At 42.5% G+C, this 18,134-nt stretch carries 18 protein-coding genes; 11 read left to right on the top strand and 7 right to left on the bottom strand.

Going from position 1 to position 18,134, the window contains the following annotated elements; genetic code table 11:
- Positions 1-87: 87 nt before the first annotated feature.
- The 3 genes from BN1765_RS05085 to BN1765_RS05075 all read left to right on the top strand — a co-directional run bounded on the left by BN1765_RS05085 (position 88) and on the right by BN1765_RS05075 (position 1,485).
- Positions 88-336, top strand: coding sequence for a YhdB family protein (locus BN1765_RS05085; RefSeq protein WP_050614114.1), 249 nt, complete (start codon positions 88-90; stop codon positions 334-336).
- A gap of 229 nt (positions 337-565) precedes the next feature.
- Positions 566-1,000: a disulfide oxidoreductase gene (locus BN1765_RS05080; protein WP_050614113.1), complete on the top strand. Its 435-nt coding sequence runs from the start codon at positions 566-568 to the stop codon at positions 998-1,000.
- Positions 997-1,485, top strand: a complete 489-nt coding sequence (locus BN1765_RS05075; protein ID WP_050614112.1) for a thioredoxin family protein — start codon at positions 997-999, stop codon at positions 1,483-1,485. Before BN1765_RS05080 ends, BN1765_RS05075 begins: the two co-directional genes overlap by 4 nt.
- A 69-nt stretch (positions 1,486-1,554) precedes the next feature.
- On the opposite strand, the gene BN1765_RS05070 is transcribed toward BN1765_RS05075, so the two are convergent.
- Positions 1,555-1,965: a DUF5365 family protein gene (locus BN1765_RS05070; RefSeq protein ID WP_050614111.1), complete on the bottom strand. Its 411-nt coding sequence runs from the start codon at positions 1,963-1,965 to the stop codon at positions 1,555-1,557.
- Between the two features lie 179 nt (positions 1,966-2,144).
- Between BN1765_RS05070 and BN1765_RS05065 the strand changes: the two genes are divergently transcribed.
- Positions 2,145-3,050: an RluA family pseudouridine synthase gene (locus tag BN1765_RS05065; protein ID WP_050614110.1), complete on the top strand. Its 906-nt coding sequence runs from the start codon at positions 2,145-2,147 to the stop codon at positions 3,048-3,050.
- 49 nt (positions 3,051-3,099) lie between these two features.
- Here BN1765_RS05065 and BN1765_RS05060 read toward each other — a convergent pair whose 3' ends face one another.
- Positions 3,100-3,351, bottom strand: a complete 252-nt coding sequence (locus BN1765_RS05060) for a GlsB/YeaQ/YmgE family stress response membrane protein (RefSeq protein WP_050614109.1) — start codon at positions 3,349-3,351, stop codon at positions 3,100-3,102.
- Positions 3,352-3,877: 526 nt separating this feature from the next.
- On the opposite strand from BN1765_RS05060, the gene BN1765_RS05055 reads away from it, so the two are divergent.
- The 7 genes from BN1765_RS05055 (at position 3,878) to BN1765_RS05025 (ending at position 13,179) form a co-directional block, all read left to right on the top strand.
- Positions 3,878-4,498: a DUF47 domain-containing protein gene (locus BN1765_RS05055; RefSeq protein ID WP_050614108.1), complete on the top strand. Its 621-nt coding sequence runs from the start codon at positions 3,878-3,880 to the stop codon at positions 4,496-4,498.
- Between the two features lie 13 nt (positions 4,499-4,511).
- Positions 4,512-5,510: an inorganic phosphate transporter gene (locus BN1765_RS05050; RefSeq protein ID WP_050614107.1), complete on the top strand. Its 999-nt coding sequence runs from the start codon at positions 4,512-4,514 to the stop codon at positions 5,508-5,510.
- A gap of 183 nt (positions 5,511-5,693) precedes the next feature.
- A complete protein-coding gene (locus tag BN1765_RS05045) occupies positions 5,694-6,944 on the top strand; it encodes a PucR family transcriptional regulator (protein ID WP_050614106.1) in 1,251 nt (416 codons plus the stop codon).
- Positions 6,945-7,105: 161 nt separating this feature from the next.
- On the top strand, positions 7,106-8,251 hold the full coding sequence (gene ald / locus BN1765_RS05040; protein WP_050614105.1) for an alanine dehydrogenase: 1,146 nt from the start codon (positions 7,106-7,108) through the stop codon (positions 8,249-8,251).
- A gap of 419 nt (positions 8,252-8,670) precedes the next feature.
- Positions 8,671-10,047, top strand: coding sequence for a peptide MFS transporter (locus BN1765_RS05035; RefSeq protein ID WP_050614104.1), 1,377 nt, complete (start codon positions 8,671-8,673; stop codon positions 10,045-10,047).
- A gap of 119 nt (positions 10,048-10,166) precedes the next feature.
- Positions 10,167-12,857, top strand: a complete 2,691-nt coding sequence (locus BN1765_RS05030; RefSeq protein WP_050614103.1) for a sigma-54-dependent transcriptional regulator — start codon at positions 10,167-10,169, stop codon at positions 12,855-12,857.
- Between the two features lie 133 nt (positions 12,858-12,990).
- Positions 12,991-13,179 (top strand): hypothetical protein, encoded by a 189-nt coding sequence (locus BN1765_RS05025; RefSeq protein WP_050614102.1) that lies wholly within the window; start codon positions 12,991-12,993, stop codon positions 13,177-13,179.
- Positions 13,180-13,367: 188 nt separating this feature from the next.
- On the opposite strand, the gene chbG is transcribed toward BN1765_RS05025, so the two are convergent.
- The 5 genes from chbG to BN1765_RS05000 form a co-directional block, all read right to left on the bottom strand.
- The gene (gene chbG, locus BN1765_RS05020; RefSeq protein WP_050616676.1) at positions 13,368-14,093 is read right to left on the bottom strand and encodes a chitin disaccharide deacetylase; all 726 of its coding nucleotides are present in this window, start codon (positions 14,091-14,093) and stop codon (positions 13,368-13,370) included.
- A gap of 74 nt (positions 14,094-14,167) precedes the next feature.
- Complete coding sequence (locus tag BN1765_RS05015) at positions 14,168-15,502, bottom strand: 6-phospho-beta-glucosidase (RefSeq protein WP_050614101.1); 1,335 nt, start codon at positions 15,500-15,502, stop codon at positions 14,168-14,170.
- A gap of 189 nt (positions 15,503-15,691) precedes the next feature.
- A complete protein-coding gene (locus tag BN1765_RS05010) occupies positions 15,692-16,015 on the bottom strand; it encodes a PTS sugar transporter subunit IIA (protein WP_050614100.1) in 324 nt (107 codons plus the stop codon).
- Between the two features lie 157 nt (positions 16,016-16,172).
- Positions 16,173-17,513: a PTS sugar transporter subunit IIC gene (locus BN1765_RS05005; protein ID WP_050614099.1), complete on the bottom strand. Its 1,341-nt coding sequence runs from the start codon at positions 17,511-17,513 to the stop codon at positions 16,173-16,175.
- A gap of 41 nt (positions 17,514-17,554) precedes the next feature.
- Positions 17,555-17,860: a PTS sugar transporter subunit IIB gene (locus tag BN1765_RS05000; protein WP_050614098.1), complete on the bottom strand. Its 306-nt coding sequence runs from the start codon at positions 17,858-17,860 to the stop codon at positions 17,555-17,557.
- Positions 17,861-18,134 lie beyond the last annotated feature (274 nt).

The raw sequence follows: 18,134 nt of genomic DNA, 5'->3' as shown, positions 1-18,134 counted from the left end.
TGAGGCATCCCACCAACTTTTGCATAGAAAACATTTCTCGATACGGCACAAGATAAATATATCTCCTCGGATAAGGAGGCGGATGTAATGAACAAGACTGATTACGACAGAGCCCTCTATTATACACATCGTTCAGAATGGGATAATTTATTGATTCTTATGGTTCGGACCGAAGATCAGTTTTTATCCAAAAAAATTGAGCATTTCCTGCATGCGTATAATTTCGAGCATGATTACACAACGATCCAACGCAATCTCTATGCACTGCTCAGGTATCTCGAACATGCGTCATGGATGGTGATGCAACATGGCGTTCTTCAGGAATCGTATTCTTAGTTTTTCGCGATTGGTAATAATTATTCTTTACGGGCCAATGGATGGAGCGGAAAAATAAGGTACATGGTGAAAAATAGCGGTAAACGAAACAAAGGTACTTCCAAAAAAGAGCTGAACCTAGCTCTTTTTTGGCGTTCAATTTGCGTTCGCCAAGAACTAATGATGGACTAGCTGTAACCATACATACTATAATTTTTTTAAGCATACTTTTGATTAGGAGGAGAAACGCTTGGACCATAAAAAGAAAGAGAATATATTATTCCTTGCTTGGGCCGCGTCTGTCATCGCCACATTGGGCAGTCTATATTTATCGGAAGTTCTCCACTGGGAACCATGCAAGCTGTGTTGGTTTCAGCGAATCGCCATGTATCCGATGACAGTCATCCTTGGCATTGCTTATGTAAAGAAACACTTCGAAATAAGCTTTTATACTGCGGTGCTGTCCTGTATAGGCGGCCTGATTTCTTTATATCATTATTCCATCCAGATGGTTCCCGTGCTTAAAGAAGCATCCCAGTCATGCGGACGGGTTTCTTGTACCGAAGACTACTTCAGTCTGTTTGGATTTATTACCATTCCGTTCCTTGCATTAGCCGCATTCATTATTATTTTTGTATGTAGTCTAATTGTTTGGAAGAAGCACTCTAAGGGGGTTGCCAATTGAAAAAAATCATTATTTTTCTAGCTGGAATCATCGTCCTGTTCGCAGCGATCTTTCTTGTGACCAATATGTCCAAAGACCAAAAAAAATCAGAAAACGCTTCTAAATCAGCCAAGAGCCTGTATGATGGCAAAGACTTGAAACAAGAAACAATCGACCAGCTGGATGATCCGAATTATCAAAACATCATTTTGCCTGAAGATTTGGAGAAGAAACTTGCAAACGAACAACAGACATTCGTTTACTTCTTCAGTCCGACTTGTCCTCATTGCATCAAAGCAACACCAAAAATGATGAAGGCGGCAAAAGCGGAGGGGGTCCATATCAACCAGTTCAATTTATGGGAATTTGAAGATGGCTGGGACAAATACCATATTGAAAGCACACCGACACTGATTGTCTACAACAAAGGCAAAGAAGTTGACCGCTTGAATGGGGATACAAGCCAAAAAACATTCGCCTCTTTTATTAAACAATACAAACAATAGATCATTTGTCTAACGACAAAAGCTCAGTGCAATCCATTGATCGCACTGAGCTTTTTTTAGATTCCCATGTTAGGCAAGAATTCGATTCATAGGCGATGAAAACAACATCTCTGACTCATGTTCATCTTCCTGCATGCGGAATCGGTCCATTACTATTGGAAAGAAGAGTCCGAAATGGTTTATAATATGCACATTGCGGTCATACAGATTTCTGTATTGGCCAAGTTCCTGTTCTGTGCATCGATTCACTAAGCCGATAATGGTTATTAGAGTATGCAGTGCGGTCATAAGCTGATAGGCTTCCCGCAACGTTCCATTATACTGTGTGTTGTGGTCATTAAATTGTAAAAGCCCCATTTCAACATAGGCGTCAAGTTCTTCAACAGTTAAATACATGGGAAGAATGTCACACCGTAAAGCATCCAACAAATCCTCGATTTCTTCTTGCTGCTCTGCCATTGAAGCATAGGCAATCTTCATATATACCCCACCCCATCTCGTCTTTGTTCTATTGGTAATATTCTGACATACCCCACAATAGAATAACATAAAAAAATCGGCAGTAACTTGGTAATTCTAAATATTTGAATGTTTTCCACACAACAACCAACGATGAGGAAGCAATAAAAGCATATTTTTGAAAGAAGGATTGAAAAAAGATGATACAATGCGCAAAAAAAGGTAAATTCCTAGAAATAACTGTTCCAAAGGAATGGCGAACTTTAACTGTGGATACTTTGCTCAGAGAAAAGTGGAAAGCGCCGAAAAAAATGGTCCATGAATGGAGAATGGAGAAAAGTATTCTTTTGAACGGAGAAGCTGCGCAGTGGAATACCTTATTAAAACCGAATGACAAATTGCTCATCCCAGTCTTTGAGGAAGTTTCATCCGATATCGTACCTTGTTATATGGATTTGATGGTCCTTTATGAGGACGAGCATTTAATGGTGCTTAATAAACCAGCAGGTATCGAAACACATCCTTCCCAACCGGGACAGATCGACTCGCTCCTGAATGGCGCAGCCTATATCATGCAGGCTGCCGGCGAAACCGGAGAACTCCGCCATATCCATCGCCTAGACCAAGATACAACAGGTGCCATCCTTTTCTCAAAACATGCATTAGCGGGAGCTCTATTGCAACGGATGTTGGATGAACGGAAAATTAAACGAACATATAGAGCTCTTGTACACGGAGCAATCGATCCCAAAGAAGGGACCATTACAGCGAATATAGGAAAAGACCGGCACCATGCAACCAGAAGGCGCGTATCCCCAACCGGACAACCAGCAGTGACCCATTACCGTACACTTCATTATGATCCGGCTGCCAAACTATCTCTTGTCGAGTGCCGTTTGGATACAGGGCGTACGCACCAAATCCGCGTCCATTTGAGCAGTATCGGCCATCCGCTGGCAGGAGACCGTCTATATGGAGGGACCCCCATCTTTCCACGCCAAGCGCTCCATGCCGCAAAATTAGAGTTCGTCCATCCTTTAACCGAGGCTAAACTTACGATTGAGGCACCATATCTAGATGACCCGTCCATATTTGCGGACAAATAAGGACATACAAAAAAGGACCGCGATTAGCGGTCCTTCCTTCTGTAAATGATTATGCTCTTCTCATGCCTCTAAAGATTAGGCTTAAAATAAATACCAATATAATAGCTCCAATTAATGCTGGAATAATAGCGAAGTCGCCTACAACAGGACCCCAGTCTCCAAAGATCAGTGAACCTAACCATGCACCGACGAATCCAGCGATAATATTACCGATGATGCCAAAAGGGACATCTTTACCTACAATTAATCCTGCAATCCAACCAATAATACCTCCGATTATTAAAGACCATAAAAAACCCATTTTTATTACCTCCTAATTGTTAATCATTCAATTATTTTGATTAAGTGATTATTTATAGTATTGATGGCCATCAACCTCTGTGGTTATAACTTACCTCCTATTAGCCCTCTTCAAACATTTTTTTGTCTAATTTATGTTTTTCAACAAAATCCATTGACAAATCCCCTTTTACAGCAGACATTTTGGCAACTGATTTTTATATAGTATGGGAACAAGCTGCCTCCTTTAGCCGCTCTTCAGCCTTTCCCTTCCAGAATCATTTGTCAAAATCCCTATTCATAAAATAAGGCAAAAGTGCGCAAATTATGTAGAGTAAATGCGCAAGGATCTATGATTTAATATCAAAAAAAGGATAATAAATCCAATGTAAAACTAACAAACGTTCTATTATTAAGTTTATGTAAATTTTGATGTTTTTCTCTATCATATATAGTGTTTTATGAGTAAAATGATGTAGTTCAAGTAAATTTGAATATAATGTCGAAAAATAGAAAAATAATACTTCTTATATGTGGGGGAATTATCAATGGTTTTTAAATCTAAAAAGGACAAGTTCTCTATTTTGCTGACAAATATCGCAGAGAACCTTAAAGAAGGAGCAGACTACTTCGCTCAATACAAACTGAACAACATCAGTGACCTGAAAGTTTTCACTGAATCGATGAAGGATTATGAGCATAAGGGAGATGACTTTGTCCACGAAGTCATCAAGGAATTAAACCAAGCCTTCATTACTCCGATTGAACGTGAAGATATTCTTCATTTAGCGATGAGCATGGATGACGTGCTGGATGGCCTTGAACATTGTGCAGCCTTATTTGAAATGTATTCAATCGTGCAAGCTGATGACTATATGAAAAGACTTGTGGAAAATATCCAAAAGAGCGCATATGAAATCGAAAAAGCCGTTCAGTTGCTTTCATCGAAGAAACTTTTGAATATTAGGGAACATGCCATTAAAATCAAGGATTTCGAATCTGCATGCGACGGCATCCACCGCCAAAGCATTAAAAACCTGTTCGCAACCGAGAAGGATCCTATCCGAATCATTCAATATAAAGAAATCTATGAAAGCTTCGAGGAAATCGCCGACTTCTGTCAGGCTGTTGCCAACACACTTGAAACGATCATCATGAAAAATGCGTAAGGAGCTAGTGTAAATGGATACAGTTTTATTAATCACAATACTTATTGTCATAGGCGCACTTGCATTTGATTTTATTAACGGTTTTCATGATACAGCTAATGCGATCGCTACAGCCGTGTCAACAAAAGCTCTAACCCCAAGACGCGCCATCATTTTAGCCGCAATTATGAACTTCGTGGGGGCCATGACATTCACAGGCGTGGCAAAAACGATCACCAAAGATATTGTTGACCCTTTTACACTTGATAATGGATCTGTCGTCATCCTAGCGGCATTGATCTCAGCCATAGCATGGAACCTAATTACTTGGTATTTCGGCATCCCGAGTTCTTCCTCGCATGCAATCATAGGAAGCATCGCCGGTGCTGCCATTGCCGCTTCTGGAATTCACTCAATCAACTTCAAGGGATTCACAAAAATATTTGAAGCGTTGATCTTTTCACCTTTACTGGCATTCGGTCTTGGCTTTATCGTCTATAGCATCTTCAAAGTGGTTTTCAAAAATAATAACCTGCCTAAAACGAACAAACGGTTCCGCTATTTACAGATCGCTACAGCTGCTATCCAATCCTATACACACGGAACGAACGATGCACAAAAAGCCATGGGAATCATTACAATGGCGCTGATCGCCAACGGTTACGTTACCTCTTCCGATATTCCTTTTTGGGTACAGTTGGCCTGTGCGACAGCCATGGGGCTAGGAACCAGTGTCGGCGGTTGGAAAATCATCAAAACGGTCGGCGGAAAAATCATGAAAATCCGGCCAGTCAATGGAGTTGCTGCTGATTTAACAGGTGCCGCCATTATCTTTGGCGCTACCTTCATCCATTTGCCTGTTTCAACTACCCATGTTATCTCTTCTTCCATCCTTGGTGTAGGATCTGCACATCGGATTAAAGGAGTTAAATGGGGTACAGCACAGCGTATGGTGATTACCTGGGTAATTACATTGCCGATTTCCGCTGCTCTTGCTGCTGCTATTTACTTTATTCTTAACTTTTTCTTCTAATGAAGACACTTTTTTTAAACACTCCCAGTTTCTTTGGGAGTGTTTTTCTTATTTTCGAAGGGATTTTTAATACCGGGCTGCATGTATTTGCAACGAGGTGATTTCTTTGGACTCTGGAAATGCTTAATCTCCTTTTATGTATTAAAATAACATGTAAGGGATTACAAAGGGGGTTTTTCCATCATGCATAATCAACATGCTATTTTCAAAGGGCTACACGGGGATCTAACTGAATTTGTCGACCGTATTAGCCTTGTCCTCAATTGCCCGGTGACACTCGAAGACGCCCACCACCGATTGCTTGCTTATAGTGTACATAACCAGGACAGCGACCCAATCCGCATTTCTACCATTATAAGCAGAAGAGTACCGGAGAAAGTCATAAACGGGCTATGGAAGCAGGGCATCATGCCATCTCTTCTCAAGCAAAACGAACCTCTTCTTGTTCCCGCTATCCCCGATTTAGGGCTCGGGAGCAGAGCGGCCATATCTGTGAGGAAAAACAATGAAGTGCTAGGGTTTATCTGGGCCATGGAAACAGATCACCCCTTTAACCAACAGGATTTTGACTTTCTTCAATTTGCTGCCAAAGAGGCAAAAAACCAATTGCTTCAATTGCACAGCAAAAAGAACCGGCATAAGGAAAGCAAACAAGAATTCTTATGGCAACTTCTTACCGGACATTTCGACACCGAACAGGAAATCAATACGGTCTGCATACAGCAATCCATTTCCTTGCCGGATGAATTCTCCATTGCCACATTTACCTTTGCTGCTGATATCAGCCAGATCGATGAACGAAATATATCTTATATGCTCAGCACCATCCAGAGCATCAAGCCTATTCTTTATACAATTGACCACCGGACTCTTATCATTCTGGCCGGTCCCGGCAATGAAAATGAGTTGAGCCAGACCCTTTTGTCGTTCATTCCTTCTTTTATGGACCAAATGAAAATTCGATTTGATACGACAGTGTCCGATGGCGCATGCGGCCAAGTCTACAAAACATATGTCCAAGCAAGAGCAAGCTACCAGGAAGCTTTATACACACGAACCATCCAGCACGCTTTTCCCGAACGTAAAGATGATCTGGTCAGCTATTCATCGCTCGGCATTTATCAATTTCTACAAATAATGCATGAACACCGCTCCCACACTACTTTCCAAGAAAGTATCGAGCGGTTGGCTAAATATGACCTAAAAAACCAAAGTATGCTCATCCACACGTTAAAAATATATTTAGAAAATGATGGAGATGCGCACACGGCAGCTAAACAGCTGCATCTCCATGTTAACACCATCCATTATAGGCTGAAGCGGATAGGGGAAATAGGTCAGATCAATCTGAAAGATCCCCTTATAAAAATGTCCCTTTACCTTGAATTTTTGCTTATTCAATATGGAGATTATGTAAAGGGCATGAAAGCCTAACCAGAAATAGCCGGCGTATTTGGATCCTCACCATCAGAGGTATTTTTCTGTATTTGTGCAATTCTCCAAAAGGTTAGTTTGCATTTCTTCTGATTCCACAAAGAAAAATATGCCAATGCCACTTATACTTTTTACAAAGACAATTGATGGAGGTTTTTGGCATGCGTATTTGTGTTCCTAAAGAAATTAAAAATAACGAAAACCGTGTCGCCTTAACGCCGGCTGGTGTTATTGCCCTGACTAAGGACGGACATGAAGTATATATGGAAAAAGGCGCTGGGGAAGGCAGCTCTTTCACAGATGACGCCTACTTGGCTGCCGGAGCGAAAATAACAGAAGACGCAGCCGCTCTTTGGGAAAAAGCCGATATGATTATGAAAGTGAAAGAACCTGTTCCTTCTGAATACGGCTATTTTCGTCCGGGCCTGATCTTATTTACCTATCTTCACCTGGCAGCAGACCCGGAATTGACTAAAGCGCTAAAAGAGTCCGGTGTAATAGCGATTGCTTATGAAACCGTTTCCGTTAATGGCAGCCTTCCACTCCTTACACCGATGAGCGAAGTTGCCGGAAGAATGGCGGCGCAAATTGGCGCTCAGTTCCTTGAAAAATCCCAAGGGGGTAAAGGCATCCTGCTTGGAGGCGTACCAGGGGTCAAAAGAGGAAAGGTCACAATCATCGGAGGAGGCGGTGTCGGTACGAATGCAGCCAAAATCGCGATCGGATTGGGAGCCGATGTTACAATCATCGACTTAAGCCCAGACCGCCTGCGCCAATTGGATGATATATTCGGCAATTCTATTTCAACGCTGATCTCCAACCCTTACAATATCGCACACGCTGTCGCTGAATCTGACCTTGTGATCGGCGCTGTATTGATTCCTGGCGCCAAAGCACCTAAACTGGTTACAGAGGAAATGGTCAAATCCATGTCCCCTGGTTCAGTTGTAGTCGATGTGGCGATCGACCAAGGCGGCATCTTTGAAACAGTAGACCACATAACAACCCATGATAACCCAACCTATACCAAGCATGGCGTTGTCCATTATGCAGTAGCCAATATGCCAGGGGCCGTACCACAAACATCCACCATCGCGTTGACAAATGTTACAGTCCCATATGCCCTGCAAATCGCCAACAAAGGAGTTGCCAAAGCCATAACTGACAACCCTGCACTCGCCAAAGGCGTCAATGTGGCGAACGGACATATTACATTCGAAGCGGTAGCCCGTGACTTGAATTATGAATATATGCCTGTCGAACAAGCAATCCAGGGCAATAACAACAGCGCTCACCAGCCTCAATAACTCAGCCGATGACAAGCTGATTTCCACAAACTATGTGGGAATCAGCTTTTTTTCTGCCATAAAATTTGGCGAAAAAACGGTTATCCCTCTTCCGTTTAGTACATTCTATGATAAGAGAACCCCTATATTAACTGCATAAAAATATGCATAAAAATATCTGATGCGCTGCTGTAGATAATCAATCTATTTGGAAATCAAATGGATATTTTTCTAACTAATCGTTGTATTATCAATAATCTAAACTGTATTTGTAGTTCAAATAATCTGTACTATTCCTTTATATATTTAAAGTGCTAAAAATTACTTTGGTATTATTATTCAATTGACTGAATAAATTTATTGTCTTAAAATAAAGAACATCGAGCAGTTTATTTTAGCATTACTTTAACGCAGTAAATCATCATTTAGGAGGTTCTTTAATGGGAACAGCTATGACTCAACAGAAGAACAAAAGTAAACACCCACCTGGTTTATACTTGCTCTTCTTCACTGAAATGTGGGAACGTTTCAGTTATTATGGAATGAGAGGTATCCTGGTTCTATACTTAACGAAAGAAATTGTTAGCGGCGGATTGGGAATGAACTCAGCCGTTGCAATGAGTATCTATGGTTTTTATACAGGAGCCGTATATATTACGCCTATGATCGGCGGTTGGCTGTCCGATATGTACTTGGGCAAGCGATTGGCTATCACCATTGGTGGTATAACCATGGCGCTCGGGAACTTTGTTATGTTCCTTGGCGATGCCAAATGGTCGATGTATCTAGGTTTGATTTTATTAATCATCGGTAACGGCTTCTTCAAACCAAATATTTCCTCATTAGTTGGGGATCTATACGATGAAAAAGATCCAAAACGCGATGCTGCGTTCACTATTTTCTACATGGGGATCAACCTTGGAGCGTTCTTCGCACCGCTTATCATTGCATTGGTAACAGACAAAATCATGGGCGGCATGCAAGGTGATGTCTTCGTCTATGGATACAAATATGGTTTCTTGATTTCTTCCATCGGTATGGTGATCGGCCAAGTCCTATTCAATGCACTTGGCAACAAATATTTGGGCGACCTTGGTAAAAAACCGAATGGGCGCCAAGTGGTAGACAATGTGGCTGCTAAGAAACAGCCGCTTACGAAAGTGGAAAAACAACGCACTACAGCAATCTTAATCTTAGCTTGTTTTGTTGTCTTCTTCTGGGCAGGATTTGAACAAGCTGGAAGCTCATTGACACTATATACGGATAAATTCGTTGACCGTACGATTTTCGGATTTGAAATTCCAACTCCTTGGTTCCAATCCGTTAACCCATTATTCATTATCTTATTAGCTCCTCTTGTATCTATTTTATGGGTTAAATTAGGCAACTCTAAACGTGGAGACCTAAGCTCGCCATCCAAAATGGGTATCGGGATGGTCCTTCTTGGACTTGGTTATATGATCCTGCTTGTCGCAGTTATGGGTACAGGAAGCAATGAAGAGCAAATCGTATCTAAAGCGCATATTATCTTCATCGTCTTAACGTACCTGTTCCATACGCTTGGCGAATTATTCTTATCGCCAGTAGGATTATCTACAGTAAGCCGTATCGCTCCTGTGAAACTGGCTTCCTTATTAATGGGTGTCTGGTTGGCAAGTTCAGGCGTAGCGAACATCCTTGCCGGGCAGCTTGCTTCTGTAACACAATCACTAGGTTACTTCGAAGTATTCGCTGTCATCGGTGCAATGGCTATTGTCCTTGGATTGACCCTGCTTGCATTCTCGAAAAAAATTACAAATATGATGCATATTGATTGATGCTTGTTAAAAAGAAGCCGCTAGCCGGCTTCTTTTTTTGGCCTCTTAATTAAAGCGCTTACTCTTAGAAAATATTGTATACTATAATCATTATGAAAACCTTAAAGGGGATGATGTTGATGAAACGCAAGGACCATATTCTGCAGACCATTCATCAGCACTATGGAAATAATACAACATTCACCACCCACGAATTGGCAGAACTTCTACAAATGAACCGGGCAAACGTGAGCAATGATTTAAATACACTGGTCAAGGAAGGCGCTTTAACCAAAACAACTACACGTCCAGTATGTTTTTCCCTAAAAAGGAGTAGTTCTGATCCTAAGCCAGCTTTCAAAAGCCAGGAAGCATTAATGGATCTGTACTATACAGATAATAAAAGCCTCCAACCTGCGTTGGACCAGGCGAAATCGGCAATCCTTTATCCTCCGAATGGAATGCATACCCTTCTGCTAGGTGAAACAGGCGTAGGTAAATCTTTGTTCGCCAGTATTATGCACACTTTTGCAGTCCAATCAGGCAGATTAGCGGACAATGCCCCTTTCATCGTTTTTAACTGTGCCGATTATGCAAATAATCCTCAGCTGTTGCTTGGACAATTATTCGGGGTTAAAAAAGGCGCCTATACGGGGGCAGCTGAACAAATAGGCTTATTAGAAAAAGCAAGCGGCGGAATTCTTTTTCTTGATGAAGTCCATCGGCTTACACCTGAAGGGCAGGAAATGTTATTCACTTTTATCGACCATGGTTTTTTCCGCCGCTTAGGTGATACGGAGAATAAACGAAAAGCAAATGTGCTCATCATATGTGCGACAACCGAAAACCCAGATTCCACGCTTCTCCATACCTTTAATCGGCGCATCCCAATGGTGATTACCCTGCCTCCGTTGAAGAACCGGACGAGAGAGGAACGTTTTTTATTGATTCAGCGCTTTTTTACGGAAGAAAGTAAACGGATCGGCAAAGACATCCATGTCAGCTCCAATTCAATGCGCTGCTTCTTGTTCTATCCCTGCCCGAATAATATCGGACAGCTAAAGGCAGATATCCAACTCGCCTGCGCCAAAGCATATGCCGATTATATAACAGGGAAAAAAAGTGCGATTCAAATCTACTCAACAGAGCTGAATTGGTATATCCGTGAAGGGTTATTCATCGAGAAGAAAACAAAGCACGGTATCAAACTGTTCGATGAAGCCTATATATTCAGCAGTACGGAAGGGCTTATGACCCAATCCCACACTTCTTCTATCTCCATCTATGAACAGATTGACCAGAAATACAATGAATTGAAGAGTAGAGGCCTTGATTATGAAGAACTGGCGCTTTTGATGGAGAATGATATCCACAATTACTTTACCGCCTATCTGCAGACAATCAATAAAAAAATGTCAAAAGAGCATCTGTTGAAAATTGTAGCTCCCGAGATCATCATGATCAGCGAACGGATCATGATGCTTGCCGAAACGACACTGAAACGAAATCTTGATGAAAATATGATCACCGGGCTTTGCCTCCATATTCAAGCGTTACTGCAACGCATTAAGTCTGGCAAACCGATCTATCATCCAAATATCCATACGATTCGGAGCACCTATAAACACCAATTCAATCTGGCGACTGAATGCATTAAATGGATTGAAGACGAATTCAACATCGATATCCCTTTTGACGAAATTGCTTTTTTTACGATGTTTTTCGTCATCGACAATAAAAGCCGTGATACTGACTTTACAAAAGTCATTGTGCTTGCACATGGAAACGGCATTGCCAAAGAAATGGCATCTGTAACCAACCATTTATTGAATGCCGATATGGCAACAGGAATCGATATGCCTTTACATGAAGATCCTAAAGAATTTTTGGACAGGGTCAGGGAATATGTCAGCTCCTCCGAGCAGCCAGCCGGCATCCTCCTTTTGATTGATATGGGTTCATTGGCTTTCATTGGCGAAATGATCGAGAAAGAATTCCACATCCCGGTCCGGGTCATCTCGATGGTCAGCACCGCCCATGTCCTCGAAGCTTCACGAAAAGCCCAGATAGGCTACGGTTTGGAAGAGCTTTACCATGACGTCAAAAACCTTACTACTTTTTATGTACAGACAAAAAATGAGCATAATGGAGAAAAGCCGATGCTTAAGTCCGTGATATTAACGGCTTGCCTCACTGGCGAAGGAAGCGCCATTGCCATTAAGTCGATGCTTGAGAATTATTTGCATTACGATCAAGAAATAGTTGATATTATACCCATTTCCATCTTCGACCGCCACGAATTACAGTCAATGCTCCATAAAATTTCAAGAGAACGCAATATCCTATGCATTGTCTGCAACTTTGACATAGAAGCCCCATTCCTGACATTCCATCTAAAAGACGTGCTTTCTATGACAGCCACTAAAACGATCCAAGAACTAATCACCATCGAAGAAGCTTATATACGGATGGCGGATACCTTGGAGGAAACGCTGAACATCACAGATGGCAGCCATTTGGTCAACTCCATCCGGATCGCTCTACAAGGGCTGCAGAATGAGGCGAATAAATTCGTGAACATAGACAGCCTTATGGGCATCGTACTTCATATCAGCTGCATGGTCGACCGCTTGCAGCAAAGGCTTCCACTAGCTAATTTCACCAATAAAGAAGAGCATATCACCATGAATTACCGTTTATACATGAAAACCAAGCAATGTCTGGCTTCATTGGAATCCCACTATCAAATCAATATTCCAGATGATGAAATCTGTTATATCATGGATATTTTCCTAAAAAACGATGAGGTAGTTCCTCTGAAAAAAGTTTGAGGCAACATATAAAAAACACCTTCCTACGTTCATGGGAGGTGTTCTAAAAGACTGAGACAATGCTAGCTTAGAAAAATTTAAACAGTAGAGATACCAATCATGCTATCCAAGTAAAATAGAAAGGATATGAAATATGAAGTACTCAAAAGGCATTCAAAGTGTACTACCACTAGGGATGATTTTTGGTTGTACGATCGGCGTCATTATTGGCATCCTTTTCAAGCCAAGCTTTCTAGTATTTACAGTTAGTATAGGAACTGTCATAGGCTTTTTAATTGGAATCGCCGTTTCTTACATGTACCACAAGCAAGAAAAATCATAGTTTGAGGAGAAGGATAAGAAAGAAGCATGCTGTATGTTCAACATGCTTCTTTCTTTCTGGCTGGGGTGTGGCCGATCTGCCCAGTTTTCTATTTAACGGCAGATTAGACAATACGTGACGGGAAGAGTGTAATAGCAAGAGGAATTCTATTGTCTAAGATTCCCCTTCTGTTTAACCATTCAATAAGTTTAATAATAATCAAACTTCACTAACTCGCAAGAATCCGGCAATTCAGCAGCCATCAAAACCTCTAGTTCCTTTAGCCGGGGCAGTACATAAGACGCCCCCTTAAACAAGGGTGCATCCAGATAAGCCGGGTGGCACATTATTTCCACTGTCTGGCCGTCCTCTGCCCATTGCGGAATAGAGGCAAAAAAGCCAGGAGATACACCTTGATCATAGAAGTGAAAAAGACTCACATCCGAAAACATACTCACTCCTTCAATCCCTTTTTCTCCACCCCTTCTGACAGGAACATGATAGATCCGGGAAAGCCGGCGCGTCACTTCCTGCAATTCCGGCAACATGTGGACGTGATGGTGGCTGTCAAGATGGGAAAGATGTCTGCCGGAGGCTAAAAATCGTTCAATCTGTGCCGTCCATTCTCTTTCGACTTCTATTGGATCCAAATCAAAGGATTCCTGTATGGAATTCTTTTTCTTAAAGCATCCATCTTTACCAATCAACGACCCGACGCCATCGGTTAAAATCGGGGCGCCTGCTGTAAGAACCAAGTGGACGCCAAGAGCCAAATTGGGATACTTGGATGCAAGTTCAAAAGCATGGTCTACTTCCTTCATGTTCATCATCATGGTAGCCGAATTTAAAATCCCATAGCGGTGGGCATCTATTATGCCGTAATTGACCCCTTTTGAATAACCAAAATCATCCCCATTTATAATGACTTTAATCAATGCCATTTTCTCCTTCCCATGCCAATGCCCTATGATTTGTCTCTGTGTCTTGATTATGGCTTTCGTTGAATAGATTACTCTACCGTTTCTAGCTTTCTGGCAAACTGGGGCAGATACTCTTTATGTGCCTCTAGCATTTCATCGAGTATTTGTTTAGCAACGACATCTGAAGGCACCAATGGATTAATGGCCATAGCCAACAAGGCTGTAGAGTAATCTCCGGTTACCGCCGCTTCACAGGCCGTACGCTCAAAAGATTTTATTTGTTGAACCAATCCTCGTACAGGCACCGGCAAATCCCCAACGGCCATCGGCTTAGGGCCATCCTTTGTAATGACACAATTAACCTCGACGGCTGAGTCATCCGGAATACTGGCGATTGCTCCATTATTACGGGTATTGACCGGTTGGATATCCCCTTTATTATTATAGATGCTCGCCATTAGGCTGCAGGCCGCATCACTATAATAGGCGCCTCCCCGCTTTTCCAGCTGGGGTGGTTTAATATCCAACTCTGGGTCTTTATATAAGTCGAATAATTCAGCTTCCAGCTTTTTGACCACTTCACCGCGGCATCCATTCTCGGCTGCTTCTTTCTTTTCTTCTTCCAGCATTTCACGCGTTTTATAATAGTAACGATGATAAGGGCAAGGTATTGCCTGCAGCGCCTTAATAAATTCGGGCTCCCAGTCAAGCGAAGCGATATTTTGCATCGTCATATCCTGGTCTTTGGCAGTCAGTTTCTCAATCACTTCTTTGGTGACTTCCTTGCCATCCAGATATACATGCAAGCCGAACACCATATGATTCAAACCGGCAAAATCCACATGGACACGGTCACTTTCCACTCCCAACCACTCAGCAATATTCATTCGGATATGAATCGGTACATTGCACAAACCTACAACCCGACGGAAATTGGAATACCGGAGTACAGCTTCTGTTACCATTCCAGCCGGATTGGCAAAATTGATCAGCCACGCTTTGGGACATAATTCCTCCATGTCTTTGACGATATCCAATACAACAGGAATGGTCCGTAGAGCTTTAAATAAGCCCCCTGGCCCGTTCGTTTCTTGGCCGATCACATCATATTTCAATGGGATTTTTTCATCCAATATCCGCGCATCAATTTGTCCGATCCTCATTTGTGTCGTTACGAAATCGGCATTCTTCAACGCTTCCCGCCGGTTCAATGTCAAATGGATGTCCATCGGCACCCCTGCCTTTTCAACCATCCGTTTCGCCAGTTCTCCAACAATATGTAACTTTTCCTTGCCTGCCTCAATATCAACAAGCCATAATTCCGTTACCGGGAATTCATCATACCGTTTAATAAACCCTTCCACAAGCTCCGGTGTATAACTGGATCCCCCGCCTATCGTCACTACTTTAATGCCGTTTCTCATTAGAACTGCCTCCTTTATAAAATCAGTGGGGGGTTCATTTATCCCCCACCCATGATTCGGTGAACCAACCCGAGTGCTTACGGGCTCTTGATCTCCCGCTTATCCTTATCCGTCTTGCCGCCGGTTAGGCCCTGATCAATGAAGAAAGAAGAGATACAATTGCGGCTTCCCTCTTAAAATCAGACACTCTTATTCTTTCGCCATCTTTTCGTGTAAGAAGATAATTTCTTCAGCCAATTCTTTAACCGTGATTGTTGTCATTAGATGATCTTGTGCATGAACCATCAAAATTGTCACATCATTCTTCTCTCCGTTCGCTTCAGCCTGGATAAGAGAAGTCTGTGTGCGATGCGCTTCATTCAATTCACCTTTGGCAGATTCCACCTTTTCCTTTGCTTCCCCAATCTTCCCTTCGCGCGCCAGATACATGGCTTCCATGATACTGCTGCGTGCATTGCCACTGTGAAGAATCAATTGAAAAGCGATTTGGTCTACTGAGACAGATGCTGTCATGAGGTCTCCTCCTTTATATAAAATAGTGTAGTCTATTTTTGATGGCTCCCCATCCTTGCCTTTGCTATCCTATGACGGGGAGCAGTCTATTTCTTGGGAATAGAGCCCTCTTTTTTTGATAAGATGGAATCTATTAATCAATGCTATGACTATACAATTAAGCAGCCTGGCCGCCGTCTTTCGCCTTGTTTATCTTTTTCTGGTCCATCCGTTCCTGGATCATCACGAACGGCAGATAAATCACAATGGATATAATCAAGTTGATAGCGGCAAGCACCGCCCCTGATACATGCCCTCCTGTCGCTAGCCAGCCTCCAAATACAGCAGGCGTGACCCACGGGATTGTCGTAACGACCGGATACACTAAATGAAGCGATATAGCCAAATAAGAGATTGCCGTTAAAACAAGCGGCGTAAGAATGAACGGGATTGCCCAAATCGGATTCAGGACAATCGGCATACCAAACAGAACCGGTTCATTGATTTGGAATATACCTGGCGGCAACCCTAGCGCCACCATTTGTTTTCGTTTCTTCGATGCGATCCAGAGTGAAATCAATAAGCCAAGTGTGGCGCCCGAACCGCCGAGGAAAACGAAAGCGTCGAAGAAAGGACCCGCCATAACATGGTATTTATCCATATTGGACACTCCCGCTGCATACATATCAGTATTTTCGGTTCCGAGTTTCGTAAATAGCGGTGTGGTAATGCCTCCAAGAATGTTCGGGCCATGGAGGCCAAGCATCCAGAATAAATGGATCAACAGTCCAAGAGCAAGGGCAAATGGCAATGAATCAGCAGAATTGGTCAGTGGAGCAACCAAGATTCTGTTTATCCAATCGTGGAAATATTCACCGTTTGTAGCCATCCGGAACAGCAAGCTGACAAGACCGAATATGAAAATAGTGATCATTCCAGGAAATAATTTTGCAAAAGACCGGGAAACTGCCGGCGGAACGCCATCTGGCAATTTAATGACCAAGTATTTTACTTTTGAAAGCCGAACAAACAATTCCGTTGCCAATAAAGCGATAATAATGCCAGTAAACAATGCGGTCGAGTTCACATAAGAAATCCCAAAGAAATTGCCTGAAGTTCCAGTGACTTCTTTGCCGCTTATCGTCAAAGTGATGTTAGCGACGCTTGGTGATACAACGAAGAAGCAAGACAAAGCCACAAGCATGGCTTCAAAGCCATCATCGTCATACGAGCGCGCTAATTTATAGGCAATCCCCACTACCGCAAAGATTGTCATGAAAGCCAGTGTTCCGAACCAAATGTCGCCACCGAGTTGGCGGTAGTTATCTCCGAAAAGCGTAAGCATCATTTTATCATAGGGTTTAATAGCGCCCCCCAAGTTATTGATCAATACAGCGAACGCGCCGACCATCGTTATGGCCAACATTCCAATCAAGGCATCACGAACAGCTAACAGATGCCGCTGGTTCCCGAGCTTCGTGGCCCCGGGAAGTATATATTTCTCCATAAAATTCATCATGGCCCATCATCCCTCTTTTCCATCGATTTTTGACTTTACGATCAGGATCCAGCAAGAGTGAGCGCTTGCTCAAGTACTTTTGCACCGTCCATCATGCCGTAGTCCATAGGATTAATCACATCGACCTTGACCCCTTTTGGCTCTGCAAGCCCTTTCATTTGTTTCAATAAAAACCGGACTTGAGGCCCCAGCAAAAGAACATCCGCTTCATCAATATTTGCTTTGGCAGCGTCTCCCGATACGGCCCAAATTTTAGCGGTAATGCCTTTGGCTTCCGCAGCCTTTTCCATTTTTGATACCAGCATGCTCGTTGACATCCCAGCTGAACAAACCAACAAAATATTCATCTCTATTTCCACCCCTCCACTTAGATACAGCCTTTACGCTACTTCGTATAGATCCTATAATAAATGCCTGGTTCGAAAGGCTGAATTTTCTTTACGCTCTTTTAATATGCAAGCTGCGTGCCAACTTTTTAAGAGTGCTTGCCACATTCCGTGAAGCTTTACTCCGTGGGGTTTTCATTCATTCCCCATCAATTCGTTGAAATTGAAGTCTTAACGCCAGTTGGGATGGGATCAAAAAGCAGTCAATGCTGACAAGGTTTCTTAGAGAATTTTT

This window comes from Bacillus testis (assembly GCF_001243895.1).
Lineage (GTDB): Bacteria > Bacillota > Bacilli > Bacillales > DSM-1321 > Bacillus_AD > Bacillus_AD testis.
Note: the sequence above shows the minus strand (reverse complement) of the source record. Positions and strands in the feature narration are given on the sequence as shown.

Coding starts and splice junctions, on each gene's coding strand:
- BN1765_RS05085 (WP_050614114.1), top strand. CDS start 88: ATGAACAAGACTGATTACGACAGAGCCCTCTATTATACACATCGTTCA.
- BN1765_RS05070 (WP_050614111.1), bottom strand. CDS start 1,965: ATGAAGATTGCCTATGCTTCAATGGCAGAGCAGCAAGAAGAAATCGAG.
- BN1765_RS05065 (WP_050614110.1), top strand. CDS start 2,145: ATGATACAATGCGCAAAAAAAGGTAAATTCCTAGAAATAACTGTTCCA.
- BN1765_RS05060 (WP_050614109.1), bottom strand. CDS start 3,351: ATGGGTTTTTTATGGTCTTTAATAATCGGAGGTATTATTGGTTGGATT.
- BN1765_RS05055 (WP_050614108.1), top strand. CDS start 3,878: ATGGTTTTTAAATCTAAAAAGGACAAGTTCTCTATTTTGCTGACAAAT.
- BN1765_RS05050 (WP_050614107.1), top strand. CDS start 4,512: ATGGATACAGTTTTATTAATCACAATACTTATTGTCATAGGCGCACTT.
- BN1765_RS05045 (WP_050614106.1), top strand. CDS start 5,694: ATGCATAATCAACATGCTATTTTCAAAGGGCTACACGGGGATCTAACT.
- ald (WP_050614105.1), top strand. CDS start 7,106: ATGCGTATTTGTGTTCCTAAAGAAATTAAAAATAACGAAAACCGTGTC.
- BN1765_RS05035 (WP_050614104.1), top strand. CDS start 8,671: ATGGGAACAGCTATGACTCAACAGAAGAACAAAAGTAAACACCCACCT.
- BN1765_RS05030 (WP_050614103.1), top strand. CDS start 10,167: ATGAAACGCAAGGACCATATTCTGCAGACCATTCATCAGCACTATGGA.
- BN1765_RS05025 (WP_050614102.1), top strand. CDS start 12,991: ATGAAGTACTCAAAAGGCATTCAAAGTGTACTACCACTAGGGATGATT.
- BN1765_RS05015 (WP_050614101.1), bottom strand. CDS start 15,502: ATGAGAAACGGCATTAAAGTAGTGACGATAGGCGGGGGATCCAGTTAT.
- BN1765_RS05010 (WP_050614100.1), bottom strand. CDS start 16,015: ATGACAGCATCTGTCTCAGTAGACCAAATCGCTTTTCAATTGATTCTT.
- BN1765_RS05005 (WP_050614099.1), bottom strand. CDS start 17,513: ATGATGAATTTTATGGAGAAATATATACTTCCCGGGGCCACGAAGCTC.
- BN1765_RS05000 (WP_050614098.1), bottom strand. CDS start 17,860: ATGAATATTTTGTTGGTTTGTTCAGCTGGGATGTCAACGAGCATGCTG.